Source organism: Streptomyces sp. NPDC087215 (assembly GCF_044744885.1).
In the GTDB taxonomy this organism is placed as follows: domain Bacteria; phylum Actinomycetota; class Actinomycetes; order Streptomycetales; family Streptomycetaceae; genus Streptomyces.
Window position 1 is genome coordinate 672,382 of the sequence record NZ_JBIUZD010000002.1, and the last position, 12,901, is coordinate 685,282.

Annotated in this window: 12 protein-coding genes; 6 read left to right on the forward strand and 6 right to left on the reverse strand. The window is 73.1% G+C overall.

Annotation, left to right across the window (positions count from 1 at the left end; translation table 11 throughout):
- Nucleotides 1-24: 24 nt before the first annotated feature.
- The 4 genes from ACIO92_RS07610 to ACIO92_RS07625 all read right to left on the reverse strand — a co-directional run bounded on the left by ACIO92_RS07610 (nucleotide 25) and on the right by ACIO92_RS07625 (nucleotide 2,938).
- Entirely contained in the window at nucleotides 25-1,377 is a 1,353-nt protein-coding gene (locus tag ACIO92_RS07610) for an ATP-binding protein (protein ID WP_366441675.1), read from the reverse strand.
- Nucleotides 1,378-1,436: 59 nt separating this feature from the next.
- Nucleotides 1,437-1,760, reverse strand: coding sequence for a small hydrophilic protein (locus ACIO92_RS07615; protein ID WP_401235805.1), 324 nt, complete (start codon nucleotides 1,758-1,760; stop codon nucleotides 1,437-1,439).
- 165 nt (nucleotides 1,761-1,925) lie between these two features.
- Nucleotides 1,926-2,207: an Lrp/AsnC family transcriptional regulator gene (locus ACIO92_RS07620; RefSeq protein ID WP_024755605.1), complete on the reverse strand. Its 282-nt coding sequence runs from the start codon at nucleotides 2,205-2,207 to the stop codon at nucleotides 1,926-1,928.
- Nucleotides 2,204-2,938, reverse strand: coding sequence for a rhomboid family intramembrane serine protease (locus ACIO92_RS07625; RefSeq protein ID WP_366441565.1), 735 nt, complete (start codon nucleotides 2,936-2,938; stop codon nucleotides 2,204-2,206). The genes ACIO92_RS07620 and ACIO92_RS07625 overlap by 4 nt, the downstream gene beginning before the upstream one ends.
- A 157-nt stretch (nucleotides 2,939-3,095) precedes the next feature.
- Between ACIO92_RS07625 and ACIO92_RS07630 the strand changes: the two genes are divergently transcribed.
- The 5 genes from ACIO92_RS07630 to ACIO92_RS07650 all read left to right on the forward strand — a co-directional run bounded on the left by ACIO92_RS07630 (nucleotide 3,096) and on the right by ACIO92_RS07650 (nucleotide 8,550).
- Nucleotides 3,096-3,338 carry a hypothetical protein gene (locus ACIO92_RS07630; protein WP_055644001.1) on the forward strand — a complete coding sequence of 81 codons (243 nt, stop codon included), beginning with the start codon at nucleotides 3,096-3,098 and terminating at the stop codon, nucleotides 3,336-3,338.
- A gap of 34 nt (nucleotides 3,339-3,372) precedes the next feature.
- Nucleotides 3,373-4,737, forward strand: a complete 1,365-nt coding sequence (locus ACIO92_RS07635; protein WP_366441566.1) for an NYN domain-containing protein — start codon at nucleotides 3,373-3,375, stop codon at nucleotides 4,735-4,737.
- 258 nt (nucleotides 4,738-4,995) lie between these two features.
- Complete coding sequence (locus tag ACIO92_RS07640) at nucleotides 4,996-6,030, forward strand: NlpC/P60 family protein (RefSeq protein ID WP_366441567.1); 1,035 nt, start codon at nucleotides 4,996-4,998, stop codon at nucleotides 6,028-6,030.
- 200 nt (nucleotides 6,031-6,230) lie between these two features.
- Entirely contained in the window at nucleotides 6,231-7,244 is a 1,014-nt protein-coding gene (locus ACIO92_RS07645; protein WP_402055665.1) for an NlpC/P60 family protein, read from the forward strand.
- An 82-nt stretch (nucleotides 7,245-7,326) separates the two neighbouring features.
- Nucleotides 7,327-8,550: a hypothetical protein gene (locus ACIO92_RS07650; RefSeq protein WP_366441569.1), complete on the forward strand. Its 1,224-nt coding sequence runs from the start codon at nucleotides 7,327-7,329 to the stop codon at nucleotides 8,548-8,550.
- Nucleotides 8,551-8,580: 30 nt separating this feature from the next.
- Here ACIO92_RS07650 and ACIO92_RS07655 read toward each other — a convergent pair whose 3' ends face one another.
- Nucleotides 8,581-10,047 carry a DUF2079 domain-containing protein gene (locus tag ACIO92_RS07655; protein ID WP_402279452.1) on the reverse strand — a complete coding sequence of 489 codons (1,467 nt, stop codon included), beginning with the start codon at nucleotides 10,045-10,047 and terminating at the stop codon, nucleotides 8,581-8,583.
- Between the two features lie 88 nt (nucleotides 10,048-10,135).
- Entirely contained in the window at nucleotides 10,136-11,401 is a 1,266-nt protein-coding gene (locus tag ACIO92_RS07660; protein ID WP_402279449.1) for a glycosyltransferase 87 family protein, read from the reverse strand.
- Between the two features lie 90 nt (nucleotides 11,402-11,491).
- Here ACIO92_RS07660 and ACIO92_RS07665 point away from each other — a divergent pair, with 90 nt between their 5' ends.
- A complete protein-coding gene (locus tag ACIO92_RS07665) occupies nucleotides 11,492-12,634 on the forward strand; it encodes a glycosyltransferase family 4 protein (RefSeq protein ID WP_366441572.1) in 1,143 nt (380 codons plus the stop codon).
- Nucleotides 12,635-12,901: the final 267 nt, after the last annotated feature.

Consider the following 12,901-nt stretch of genomic DNA (forward strand, 5'->3'; position numbering starts at 1 on the left):
GGTGTTCCTTCGCTGACAGAGGATTCATTCTTCGAACACGAGGACGAAAGTGGCGCCGCCGCCCTCGGTGGGCCGCAGTTCGACCCGGCCGCCGCGGTGTCCCTCCGCGATGGCCCGCACGATGGCGAGGCCGAGACCGGCGCCGCTGGTCCGGGCGCCGCGCCGGGCGGTGCCCCGGCGGAAGCGCTCGAAGATCACCTCGGCGTCGGCCTCCTGGACGCCGGGCCCCCGGTCGGCGACGTACAGCTCGATCCGTCCGGCGGTGGTGCGCGAGCCGATCGAGATCCGGGCTCCCGGCACGGTGTGCTGGACCGCGTTCTGCGCGAGCTGCACCATCGCCTGGGTGATCCGCTGGGCGTCGAGCGCCGCCTCGCGGTCGGCGACCCCGTCGAGGACCCAGTCGCGCTCGCCCAGCGCGCGTGCCTTCACGAAGACGTCGGCGGTGAGTTCGCCGAGCTGCACCGGTTCGGTCCGGACGAAGTCGGGCCGCTCGGCCTTGGCGAGCAGCAGCAGGTCCTCCACGATCCGGCTCATCCGGTCGAGTTCGTCGGTGACGAGCCGGACGGTCTCGGCGCGTTCGGCCGGGTCGTCGCCCATCAGTTCGAGATGGCCGCGGACGATGGTGATGGGGGTGCGCAGTTCGTGTCCGGCGTCGTCGACGAACTGGCGTTGTCCCGCGAAGGCCCGTTCGAGCCGGTCGAGCATCGCGTTGAAGGTCTCGGCGAGGGCGGCGATGTCGTCCTTGCCCTGGACCGGGATGCGCTGGGTGAGGTCCCGTTCGGTGAGTTCGGCGGCGGTGGTCCGCACCACCCGGACGGGGGCGAGGATGCGGCCCGCGACCACCCAGCCGATGCCGGTGGTGAGCAGCAGCGCCACCCCGGAGATGGCGAGCAGGATGCGGAACGCCTCGTCGGCGAGGGCCTGCTGCCGGTCGGCGTGGAAGGCGACGACGAAGGCGGATCCGGCGCCGCCGGTGTCGATGGGCACCTTGGCCCAGCGGATCTCGCCGCGCTTCCGGTCGACGCGCCCGGAGGGGTCGGGGGAGGCGGCGATGGCGTCGAGGGTGGCCCGGTCCCGGTGCAGCGGGAGGGGGCTCGGTATCTCCCGGGACTGCCGGACGACCCGGAGGCCGGGTCCTGCGCCGCCGACCAGGCCGAGGAGTTCCTCGTCGGGGTCGGAGTACTGGCGCTGGAGGAAGACCCTCAGCAGCGCCTCGGGGTCGGTGAAGGCGCGGCCGGTCTCCGGGTCGACGCCCTGGGCGACGAAGTTGGCGAACTCTCCGGTCTCCTGGGTGAGCAGCTGGTTGATCCGGTGGTCGGCGTCGTGCAGCAGCTGGGTGCGGGTGACCAGGGAGACCGAGGCCAGTGCGACAGCCATCACCAGGAGCAGCCACAGCAGGATGCGGACCCGGGCGGAGAGACGGTGTTCGGTGCGCTTCACTCGTGATCGTCATCGTCGTCGTCACCCGTGGCCGAGGGGCCGGGGACGACGGAGTCGGAGGGCGGCGGGGTCGAGGCGGTCCCGGTGCCCGAGGGCGTGCCGGAGTGCGTACCGGACGGGGTCGCGGACTCCGTCGCGGGCTTGGTGGCGGGCCCCGAGGAGGGGGGCGGTCCTGACGGTGTCGGGGTGGTGGAGAGATGGACGGCGGGCGGGACCCGGGGGGCCTCCGGCGTGTCCGTGAGGGCGTAACTGGTGGCCGCTATCCCGAGGGGGACGGCGACGACGGCGGCGAGACCGGCCATGCGCTGGGTGAAGGGCATGGGGTCAGGCTGAGGGGTGCGGGGGAGCCCCGGCATGAAGCCGGGATGAGGATTTCTTCATCCGGGCGGCGGGACGGTCCGGATGTCCTCCGGGGGAGCGGCCCCCGGGACGTACCCACCGGCCCCGCGGAGCCGCCACCGCGGTCCCGGGGAGGAGGTCCCGCCTCAGGACTCCAGACCGATGGCGAAGGCGGCCTCCAGGTCGTGCTGGGAGTACGTGCGGAAGGCGACGTGGGTGTCCGTGGCCTCGACGCCCGGGATCTTGCTGATGCTGCCGGGGATCACGTCCGCCAGGTCGTCGTGCCGGGACACCCGGACCATGGCGATGAGGTCGTAGGTGCCGGTGACCGAGAAGACCTCGCTGACGCTGTCGAGCGCGGCGATGGACTCGGCGATCTCGGGAATCCGGTCCACGCTGGTCTTGATGAGCACGATCGCGGTGATCACGGCTGGCTTTCTCCCTCGGTCGCCGTGGTGGGAGCTTTCACTCTATCCCCACCCCGGTAGCGCCCCCAGGCGCAGAGGAAGCCCGCGGAGAAGCCCACCACATGGGCCAGATAGGCGATGCCGGGACCGGAGTCCGCCTGGCGCGCGGCCAGCCACTGGAGCGTGAACCAGAAGATCAGCACGATCCAGGCGGGGAAGCGCAGCGGCAGGAAGAAGAGGAAGGGGAAGAGGCTGGTGACCCGCGAGCGCGGGAAGAGGAAGAGGAAGGCCCCGAGCACCCCGGAGATCGCCCCCGACGCTCCCACCAGGGTCTGCTCGCTGTCGGCGTGCGCCACCGCGTAGCCGAGCAGGGCGAGGTAGCCGGTGACCAGATAGAGGAGGGCGAAGCCGATCGGGCCCATGCGCTCCTCGGCCATCGCCCCGAAGACGTACAGGAAGAGCATGTTCCCCAGCAGGTGGAGCCAGCTGCCGTGCACGAAGAGCCCGGTGAGCGGGGTGAGCAGCGCCCGGTGGTCGCCGCCCATGAGCTCGGCGGGGACGACGCCCCAGCGGCGGAAGTACGCGCCCTGCGCCGCGAGGAGCTGGTCCCCGGTGCCGTGCCCCGGGTTCAGTCCGGACGCCGGGCTGGCGGCGAACAGCAGACAGCAGGCGGCGATCAGCGCGTACGTCATGGTGGGCCCGCTGCGGGTGCCGCGCCAGGCACCCAGGACCGCGCCTCGCCACTCGACCATGGACAGATCATGGCGTACCGGGGCCGAACTGGACAGAGTGCCTCGCCGTGCCTCCGGGGACCGGTGAGGCCGTAGGGTTGCGGGCAGTACCACCGCAGTTCGACGGCGCACCGCGGCTCCCGGACCTGGCACAGGCAACAGGAAGAAGGACGGCACGATGACGACGGTTCCCCTGCCGACCGACGAGACCCGCTGGCGCTGCACGCTCTGCGGCAATCTGACCCGCTTCGACGTGACGCGCTCCTCCAAGGTCGTCGAGTACGTCCATCTGGACCTCGCGGGCGATCCCACGGTCGAGGAACGGCAGGTGGTCAGTGAGACCATCGAGTCGGTCCGCTGCCGCTGGTGCAACGCGGTGGACCAGATCGAACTGGTGGACAGGCCGGGCGCCGCTTCCTGAGGGACGGCGCGGACGACAGTAGGGGTGACGGATCGTGGAGCAGCCCGCGCACGGTGAAGAGCCGGCCGGCGCGGCAGGTGACGCTGCCGAGACGCTCGACCACCCACTGCCGGAAGGCGTACGGCGGCGGGTCGTCGCACTGGTCGCCGACGCCTTCGGCGGGCTGACCGTCGCGGAACTGCCCGCGCCCCTGAGGCAGTACGCGCGCTTCACCGCGAGCCGCCGCGCCAAGTTCGCGGGCAACGCGATGGCGGCGGCGCTGGAAGGCGACCCGCTGTTCCGGCAGCGGATCGGCGAACGGTTCCGGCAGGGCGAGCCCGAACTGGCCGCCGCCGTGGAGACCGGCACCCCGCCCGCCGCCGCCGACCCCGTGGACGTGGCCGCGGCGGCCTATGTGCTGCGCCCGCCGGGCTGGGTCAAGCTGGTGGCCGCCGCGGGCGAGGAGGCGCAGCGCGCCGACGCCGAGCGGGCCGACGAGGCCGGACGGCGCGAGCTGGACCGGCTGCGCGAGGAACTGGCCGCCGCGCGCGAACGCACCCGGGACGAGAGCGAGCAGCTGCGGCACGACCTCGAAGCGGCCCGCAGGGAGACCGAGGCGCTGCACCGCAAGCTGCGCAGCGCCCAGAACGACGTGAAGCGCGGCGAGGCCGCGCTGCGCAAGGTCCAGGGCGAGATCGAGGCCGTCCGGGCGGAGTCGGCGGCCCAGGTGTCGGCCGCCGAGAGCGAGGGGCGGCGGCTCAGGGCCCGGCTCGGCGAGGCCGAGGCGGCCCTGGAGGCGAGCCGCCGCTCGGCGCGCGAGGGCCGCTCGGTGGAGGACATGCGGCTGCGGCTGCTGCTCGACACGGTCCTGGACGCGGCGCAGGGCCTGCGGCGGGAACTGGCGCTGCCGCCGGTCTCCATCCATCCGGCCGACATGGTGGACGCGGTGGAGCCGGGCCGGATGTCCCCGAAGGACATCGCGGCGCGGGCGCTCTCGGAGACCGATCCGGCGCTGCTCGACCAGTTGCTGGCGCTGCCGCAGGCTCATCTGGTCGTGGACGGCTACAACGTCACCAAGACCGGCTATCCGACGATGCCGCTGGAGAAGCAGCGGCTGCGGCTGCTGGGCAGTCTGTCGGGGCTCGCGGCCCGTTCGGGGGCCGAGGTCACCTGTGTCTTCGACGGGGCGGAACTGGCGGCCCCGGTGCTGCTGGCGCCGCCGCGCGGGGTCCGGGTGCTGTTCTCCAAGCCCGGCGTGACGGCCGACGAGCTGATCCGTCAGCTGGTACGGGCGGAGCCGCCGGGCCGCCCGGTCGTGGTGGTCTCCACCGACCGCGAGGTGGCCGACGGGGTGGCGAAGGCGGGGGCGCGCCCGGTGACGTCCGCCTTGTTGCTGAAGCGGCTTTCGCGGCTCTCGTGAGGCATCGCAACTCCTGGGCGTTATGACCGAATTCTGGATGGCACACCGTCAAGTTCCCCTCACTGCCCGTGTGATGCTGGTGAACAATGTGATGCGCGGGCGATATTTTTCCCGGCGGGATTTGAACTGATCACAACTTGGTCACTAGGGTCGGCCTTCGAACCTTCGCGCGGTTGATCACCCATCCGGGGTGGCGGGCGGAGGAACCGCCTGCCCCTGACCGGTTGGGCGGCTCTGAGGAAGAAGGAGATCGCCTTCGTGGCGTCCCACCGTCGACCCAAGCAGCCGAGCCGCACCCGTGTGACCGTGCTCACCGCGACCGCGGCAGCCGCCGTCGCACTCTCCGCCCAGTCGGCCCAGGCGGCCCCCAAGCCCAAGATCGACGAGGTCAAGTCCAAGGTCGACGACCTGCACCACGAGGCCGAAGAGGCCACCGAGCAGTACAACGCCGCCGAGGAGCGCCGCGGAACCCTCCAGAAGGAGATCAGCGCCCTCCAGGACAAGGTGGCCCGCGGCCAGCAGGAGCTCAACACCCTGCGCGACCAGATCGGTTCGGTCGCCAGCGCCCAGTACCGCTCCGGCGGCATCGACCCGGCGATGCAGCTCTTCCTCTCCGCCGACCCGGACACCTACCTCGACAAGGCGTCCGCGATCGACCAGCTGAGCGCCCAGCAGGCCGACGTCCTCACCTCGATCCAGGCCAAGCAGCGCGCCCTCGCGCAGCAGCGGGCCGAGGCCACCACGAAGCTGGCCGATCTTGAGGACGTCCGCAAGACCCTCGGCGCCAAGAAGAAGAAGTTCCAGGGCAAGCTGGCCGAGGCCCGCGCCCTCCTCCACACCCTGACGGCCGCCGAGCGCGCCAAGATCGAGCAGGAGGAGGAGCAGCGCGCCAGCCGCGCCGCCACCGAGCGCGTCGACCTCGGCAACGAAGCCCCCGCGAACGGCTTCGGCGCCGCCGCGCTGGCCCAGGCCGACACCCGGGTCGGGATGCCGTACCAGTCCGGCCACGAGGGCCCCAGCTCGTTCGACTGCTCCGGTCTGACCCAGTGGGCCTACGGCAAGGCGGGCGTGAACCTCTCCCGCGTCACGTACACCCAGCAGAACGACGGCGTGAAGATCGGCCGCAGCCAGCTCAAGCCCGGCGACCTGGTCTTCTTCAACAACCTGACGCACGTCGGCCTGTACGCGGGCAACAACACCATCCTGCACGCCCCCAAGCCGGGCGCCAACGTCCGCTACGAGTCCATGAACTACATGGGCACCTTCCAGTTCGGCGTGCGCATCGCGGGCTGACCCCCCGCCGCGCGACCCGCGCCGCGACACCGCCCGAACGGGTGGTTCGCCGCGACCCGTGCTGACCCGACGCCCCGCCGGTGACCTGTGCTCTCCGGCGGGGCGTCACTGTGCGTGCCCATCGGCTTCGTTGGACGCGGAGTGATCACCGGCTACTGTCTGCCGCGCCAGTCTGCGTCGAGCCGAACGGAGCGCGATCCGTGGCGTCCCACCGCCGACCCGCCCGGGTCACCGTCCTCACCGCCGCCGCCGCGGCCACCGCCGCGGCGTCCCTCGGAGCCGTCCCCGCGAGCGCCGACCCCGGGACCGGAACCGCCGCCACCCGCGCCACCGTGGACCGCCTCTTCGAGGAGGCCGAGCAGGCCACCGAGGGCTACAACCGGGCCGACGAGAAGGCGGACGCGCTGCGGCGCACGGTCTCCCGGGCACAGGACGCCCTCGCCCGGGGCCAGGAGCGCATCAACCGCATGAGGGGCGCGCTCGGCGCGGTCGCCGGAGCCCAGTACCGCTCCGGCGGCATCGATCCCGCCCTCGCCCTGCTGCTCTCCTCCGACCCGGACAGCTACCTGGACCGGGCCACCGCCCTGGACCGGATCACCGTCCGGCAGGGCGCCGCCCTCGGAGAGCTCCAGCGGGAACAGCGTCGCCTCGACCAGCAGCGCACCGAGGGCCGGGCCGCCCTGACCGAACTGGAACGCAGCCGCACCGAGGTCGCCCGCCACAAACACACCGTCGAACGCAAACTCGCCGAAGCCCGCCGCGTCCTCGCCGGCCTCACCGTCCAGGAACGCGCCGACTTCGACCGGGCCTCCCGCTCCGGCGGACGCGTCGGGGAACCGCCGCCCCCGGCCGACCTCGGACCCGTCTCCTCGCGTGCCTCCGCCGCGGTCCTCGCCGCCCGCAGCGCGATCGGCAAGCCGTACGTGTGGGGGGCCACCGGCCCGTCCGCCTTCGACTGCTCCGGCCTGATGGTCTGGTCGTACCGACAGGCCGGGATCAGCCTGCCGCGCACCTCCTCGGCCCAGCGGTACGCGGGCCGCCGGGTGCCGCTCTCCCAGGCGCAGCCCGGCGACCTCGTCACCTACCGGGGCGACGCCAGCCACGTCGCCATCTACGCGGGCGGCGGACAGGTCATCCACGCCCCCTACCCGGGCGCCCGGGTCCGCTACGACCCGGTCGGCATGATGTCGCACGCGACCGTCACCCGGGTCTGATCCGGCCGCGTCCGCCGGGCGCCCGCACCGGGCCGACCGCCCCGGGAGCGGGCCCCCGCCCTCCGACCGTACGATCGGAGGCGTGGCAGGTCAGGGGTGTGGAGCGCGACGGTCGGCGACGGCCTGCCTGCTCGCCCTGCTGCTCGCCCTCACCGGACTCGTCGGCTGCTCCGCCCCGCCCACCGCCGAACCGGCCGTGGGGGAGGTGCGGGCCCTCCTCGACCGCCACGCCCGCGCGCTCCTCACCCGCGACGAACCCGGCTACCGCGCCGCCCTCGACCCCGGGTACGCCCCCGCCGCGCTCACCCTCTACCGGCGGCTCGCCGAGGTGCCCCTCGACGGCTGGACCTACCAGGTCACCGGGACCGAACGCACCGCGCCCGACCGGCTCGCCGTCCGTGCCGAGCTCGGCTACCGGCTCCGCGGCCACGACCGGCGGCCCGTCACCGGCGCCCGCCTCCTCGACCTCGTCGAACGGGACGGCCGCTGGTACCTCACCGGCGACCGCCCCGACCGGGGAGCGCCCCGGCAGCTCTGGGAACAGGGCGACGTCACGGTCCTCCGGGGCGCCCGTTCGCTCGTCCTCGGCACCGGTCAGAGCGCCGAACGGCTCCGGGAGATCGCCGACGGGGCCGACCGCGCGGTGCCCGCCGTCACCGCCGCCTGGCCCTACCCCTGGGCCCGGCAGGTCGTCGTCCTCGTCCCCGGTTCCCTCGACGGCATGGGAGAACTCCTGGGCGCGCCCGGCTCCGGCTACCGGGGCATCGCCGCCGTCACCACCGGGGAGACCCGGGGCGGCACGGACGCCCCGGCGGACCGGGTGATCGTCAACCCGGAGGCGTACGGGGTGCTCGGCGGCTTCGGCAGACAGCTCGTCCTCACCCATGAGACCGTCCACGTCGCCACCCGCGCCGCGACCACCCCCTCGACCCCGGTCTGGCTCTCCGAGGGCTTCGCCGACCGGATCGCCTACCTGGACACCGGACGCACCCCCGCCCAGGCGGCCCCCGAACTGCGCCGCGCGGTCCTCGCGGGCGAACCGCCCGCCCGGCTCCCGCAGGACGGGGACTTCGCCTTCGGCGGCGACGCGGAGGCCCTGGCACGGGCGTACGAGGGTGGCTGGCTGGCCTGTGAACTGATCGCGGACCGCTGGGGCGGGCCGAAGCTGAACGCCTTCTACCGCGCGGTGGGCGCGCACCCGTCCCGGGACGGCGCGGTGGAACAGGCCCTGCGGACGGTCCTGGACACCACGCCGGAACGGTTCACCGCCGACTGGCGGACGTATCTGACGGAACGGCTGACATGACCTGCTGACCCGGCTGACCCGGTCGGCACCTTACGGGGCGGTCGGCTCCCCGGCTCTTCTCAGCAGGGATATCCCGTCCCGGGTCTCGACGGTCCGGTAGCCGGGGACTTCGGGGGTGTCCGATTCCAGGAGGCTTCCGGTGGCGCAGTCCGGGTCGGTGTTGTCGGTGGTGTCGTAGATCATCCACTCCGGTGGTTCCGCCGGGGGGAAGGAGCGGGGGAACAGACAGACCTCGCTGACCACGGCCCGGTCCGCGAGCTGGGCCGCCAGCCGGTTCGACGCGGCCACCGTGGCGCCGTCGGGGATCCTGTCGAGCAGTTCGTCCGCCGTTCTGACCCGGGCGGACTCGTTCCACGTCCGTGGCAGCGCCAGCTCGTGCAGGGGATGGGTGAAGAGGGTGACGCCCGTGACCACCGCTCCGACGACACAGGCGGGCATGATCCGCCGTGCCTTGAAGCCGGTGGAGACCGCGTGCACGGCGGCGGCGAACGCGATGGGCATGAGGACCGCGCTGTAGTGGAAGTCCGTCCCCCAGTAGTACGGGTTCGACGACGTGAAGCGCCAGGCGAGGGTCGGCAGCGCGACCAGCAGCAGCGGGGACCTGAGGGCGAGGAAACCGGTGGGCGCGACGATCATCAGCAGGGTCAGCCACTTGACCGGGGGCCACAGCGCTCCGGCGGCCTGCATCAGCAGCCCCGCCTCCTCGGCCGCCTCCGGCGGCCAGTAGGCGAACTGCCCGAGGGGGTTGAAGTACGGGAGGACCACCAGCATCTCCAGGGCCGTCGCGGCCACTCCGAAGACGGCCACCGCGATCCCCGTGACGCGTGGTCCCCTCCAGGCCACATAGGCGCCGATCGCGGCCACGGTGAGGCCCAGGTCCTCCTTCACGAGCACCAGCGGGAGCGCCCACAGGGCGGCCGACCGCCACTTCCCCCGGCCCGCGGCGCACAGCGAGAGGGACAGCAGCGGAACGGCGAAGGCGACCTCGTGGAAGTCGAAGCCGACCAGCTTGGCGAGACCCCAGGACGCCCCGTAGGAGACACCGACCCAGTAGCCGAACCCGCGTCCCCGTACCTCGTGCGCCCACTTCATCAGCGGGACCACGGAGAAGGCGACGAGGGCCGCCTGGCACACCAGGAGGGTGTAGCTGGACGGGAACACCCGGTAGACCGGCCCCAGCAGTGCGAGGACCGGGTGGAAATGGTCCCCGAGCGTGTTGTAGTCCGGGCCCTTCAACGCCGAGTGGGGCGCGGAGAGTTCGGAGTAGGACCGCACGATCTGGGTGAAGATCCCCAGGTCGTATCCGGTGGACAGGTTCGTCGCGTGGCGCCGTGCCGAGAGGAGCAGGTAGACCAGGAAGAAACCGCCGGAGACCAGCAGGACGGCGCCGGAGAACCCCTTCGGGACGGCCTCGGGTGCTTGCCGCGCGGTTCCCTCACCACCCCCTGCCCCGGTGATCCGCTGAGGTGTGTCGACCGCGAGATTCGAGGTGTTCATGTCGGCAGAAGAACCTAACAGGGGGGTAAAGGTGTCCTAGATTAGCAGCGGTGTGCGAAGTCCCTGGGGCCGGACCGGTCCGTACCACTCAGACCGACCCCGCCAGTACCTTCTCCCGGTCCGGCCGGTCCGCCGGGACGGCGAGACGCGTCGGATCGGTCTCCATCACCGTGTGCCGCCACAGGACGCGGCAGGCGGAGAAGGCGGCGGCCACGAGCAGCCCGTTGCGCAGGAACAGCACGGCGATGCCCAGCGGACCGCTCCCCGTCACGTGCGAGAACCAGACCGGATACTCGAACTGCGTGACCGCCGTCGCCCACAGCACCAGATGGGCCGGGAACCGCATCCTGCTCGACCGGTAGGCGAGACAGACCGCGGCGAGGGCGAACAGCCAGACCATGTACTGCGGCGAGATCACCCGGCTCGTCAGGGTGAAGAGCAGCACCGCCACGAAAGCCGCGTCCGCCGTCGTCGAGGTCACGAACCGCCGGGCTCTGAAGCGCCACCAGGCCAGCCAGCAGAACGCCGCCACCGTCAGCCCCATCGAGACGGCCGACACCCACGGGACGTACGGGCCGAGGAACTCCATCGAGCCGTAGTTCATCCGCGCCTCGCCCTCCCAGCCGAAGTGCCGGGCCACGTGGAAGACCATCGCGCCCAGCGACTCGACCTCCGTCCCCCGCTCGCTCTGGTACGAGAGGAAGGCCAGCGAACCGGGCATCCACACCGCGCACAGCGCCAGCACCCCCAGCGCCGCACCCGCAGCGACGGGCCAGGAACGCCAGGTCGCCCGCCCCTTCGGCGTCCCCGCGAGCAGCAGCGCGGGCCACACCTTCAGGACCGCGCCGAAGCCGGTCAGCGCCCCGAGCACCAGCGGGCTGCGGATCGCCGCGAGCAGCGCCGCCACCGCGACCGCGGCCACCATGATGTCGTAGCGCGCGTACGCGGTCGGGCCCAGCAGCGGCACCGCCGCCAGCCAGAGCCAGGCCCCCCGCATCGACCGGCCGGGCCGACGGCCCGTGTGCGCCAGCAGACCGAAGACGAAGGCGTCGCACACCAGCGCCAGGACGAAGAACGCGGCCGTGTAGTCCAGGAACGGCAGCAGCGCGGGCGAGAGGATCGCGAAGGCGGCGGCCGGCGGGTACTGCCAGGTCGCGTCGGACCGGGGGTACACCCCCGTCTCCAGGACCTCGTACCAGCCCCGGTAGATCTCGGTCACCTCGGCGGTCGTGTCCGGACCGGGGACGACGACCACCTTGAACACACAGAGCAGGAGGACGATCCGGGTCAGGCCCCAGAGCCCGAGCGGGAGTGCGAAGGTCGTGCGAGAACTGTTCCCGGTTGCGCCCGTCATGCCCGTCCTGGTGCCTGTCCTGTCGGCCCGCTCGCGCGGGGGGAGTGGTGGTGCCGGGCGGTGCGTGCGCGCGCGGTACTGTCGGCCACGATGCACAAGACCCTGATCGTAACGAACGACTTCCCGCCCCGTCCCGGCGGAATCCAGGCCTTCCTGCACAACATGGCGCTCCGTCTGGACCCCGAGCGGATCGTTGTCTACGCGTCCACGTGGAAGCACGGCCGGGAAGGGACCGAGGCGACGGCCGCGTTCGACGCCGAACAGCCTTTCACGGTGGTCCGTGATCGCACCACCATGTTGCTGCCCACTCCTCGGGTCACCGCCCGCGCCACCGCCCTGCTCCGCGAGCACGACTGCGGGTCGGTCTGGTTCGGCGCCGCCGCGCCGCTCGGCCTGATGGGCCCCGCGCTGCGGAAGGCGGGCGCCCGCCGTCTGGTCGCCACCACGCACGGCCACGAGGCGGGCTGGGCGCAACTGCCGGGCTCCCGGCTGCTGCTGCGGCGGATCGGCGAGGGCACGGACACCCTGACCTACCTCGGCGAGTACACCCGCTCCCGGATCGCCGGGGCCCTCACGCCCGCCGCCGCCGCCCGCATGACCCAGCTGCCGCCCGGCGTCGACGAGAAGACCTTCCACCCCGGCTCCGGGGGCGCCGAGGTCCGCGCCCGGCTCGGGCTCACCGACCGCCCGGTCGTCGTCTGCGTCTCCCGGCTCGTCCCGCGCAAGGGCCAGGACACCCTGATCCGGGCGATGCCGCTGATCCTGCGCCGGGTCCCCGACGCGGTCCTCCTGATCGTCGGCGGCGGCCCCTACGAGCAGGACCTGCACCGGCTCGCCGCCGAGACCGGCGTGGCCGGATCCGTACGCTTCACCGGCGCCGTCCCCTGGTCGGAGCTGCCCGCCCACTACGGGGCCGGTGACGTCTTCGCCATGCCGTGCCGCACCCGCCGCGGGGGCCTGGACGTGGAGGGCCTCGGCATCGTCTACCTGGAGGCCTCCGCGACCGGTCTCCCGGTCGTCGCGGGCGACTCCGGCGGCGCGCCCGACGCCGTCCTCGACGGCGAGACCGGCTGGGTCGTCCGGGGCGGCTCCCCCGGGGACTCCGCCGACCGGATCACCACCCTCCTCCTGGACCCGGAGCTACGGGCCCGCATGGGGGAGCGTGGCCGCGCCTGGGTCGAGGAGAAGTGGCGCTGGGACCTGCTGGCGGAACGGCTCAGGGAACTGCTGTAGCCCGGACGCGGAACGCCCCGGCGCGACGGCGTGGAGCGGAGCGGCGAACGGCCGGGCGCCGGGCCGTACGCACACGGCCCGGGTGCCGACCGCGCGGAGCACGGCCGCCCCGCCGAGCCGCATGGAGAACGGCCGGGGGGGCGGGGCGGGGGGGGGGGCCGGGCCCCCCCCCGGGCCCGGGGGGGGGGGCCGCCCCCCCGGCCCGGGGGTTGGCCCGCGCGCGTCCCCGCCCGGCAGGGGCCCCCCGCAACCCCGGAAGGTGCTGGG

Bases quoted from the DNA above. Each gene is read 5' to 3' on its own strand.
- ACIO92_RS07610 (WP_366441675.1), bottom strand. From the start codon at position 1,377: ATGGCTGTCGCACTGGCCTCGGTCTCCCTGGTCACCCGCACCCAGCTG.
- ACIO92_RS07625 (WP_366441565.1), bottom strand. From the start codon at position 2,938: ATGGTCGAGTGGCGAGGCGCGGTCCTGGGTGCCTGGCGCGGCACCCGC.
- ACIO92_RS07630 (WP_055644001.1), top strand. From the start codon at position 3,096: ATGACGACGGTTCCCCTGCCGACCGACGAGACCCGCTGGCGCTGCACG.
- ACIO92_RS07665 (WP_366441572.1), top strand. From the start codon at position 11,492: ATGCACAAGACCCTGATCGTAACGAACGACTTCCCGCCCCGTCCCGGC.
- ACIO92_RS07655 (WP_402279452.1), bottom strand. From the start codon at position 10,047: ATGAACACCTCGAATCTCGCGGTCGACACACCTCAGCGGATCACCGGG.
- ACIO92_RS07660 (WP_402279449.1), bottom strand. From the start codon at position 11,401: ATGACGGGCGCAACCGGGAACAGTTCTCGCACGACCTTCGCACTCCCG.
- ACIO92_RS07615 (WP_401235805.1), bottom strand. From the start codon at position 1,760: ATGCCCTTCACCCAGCGCATGGCCGGTCTCGCCGCCGTCGTCGCCGTC.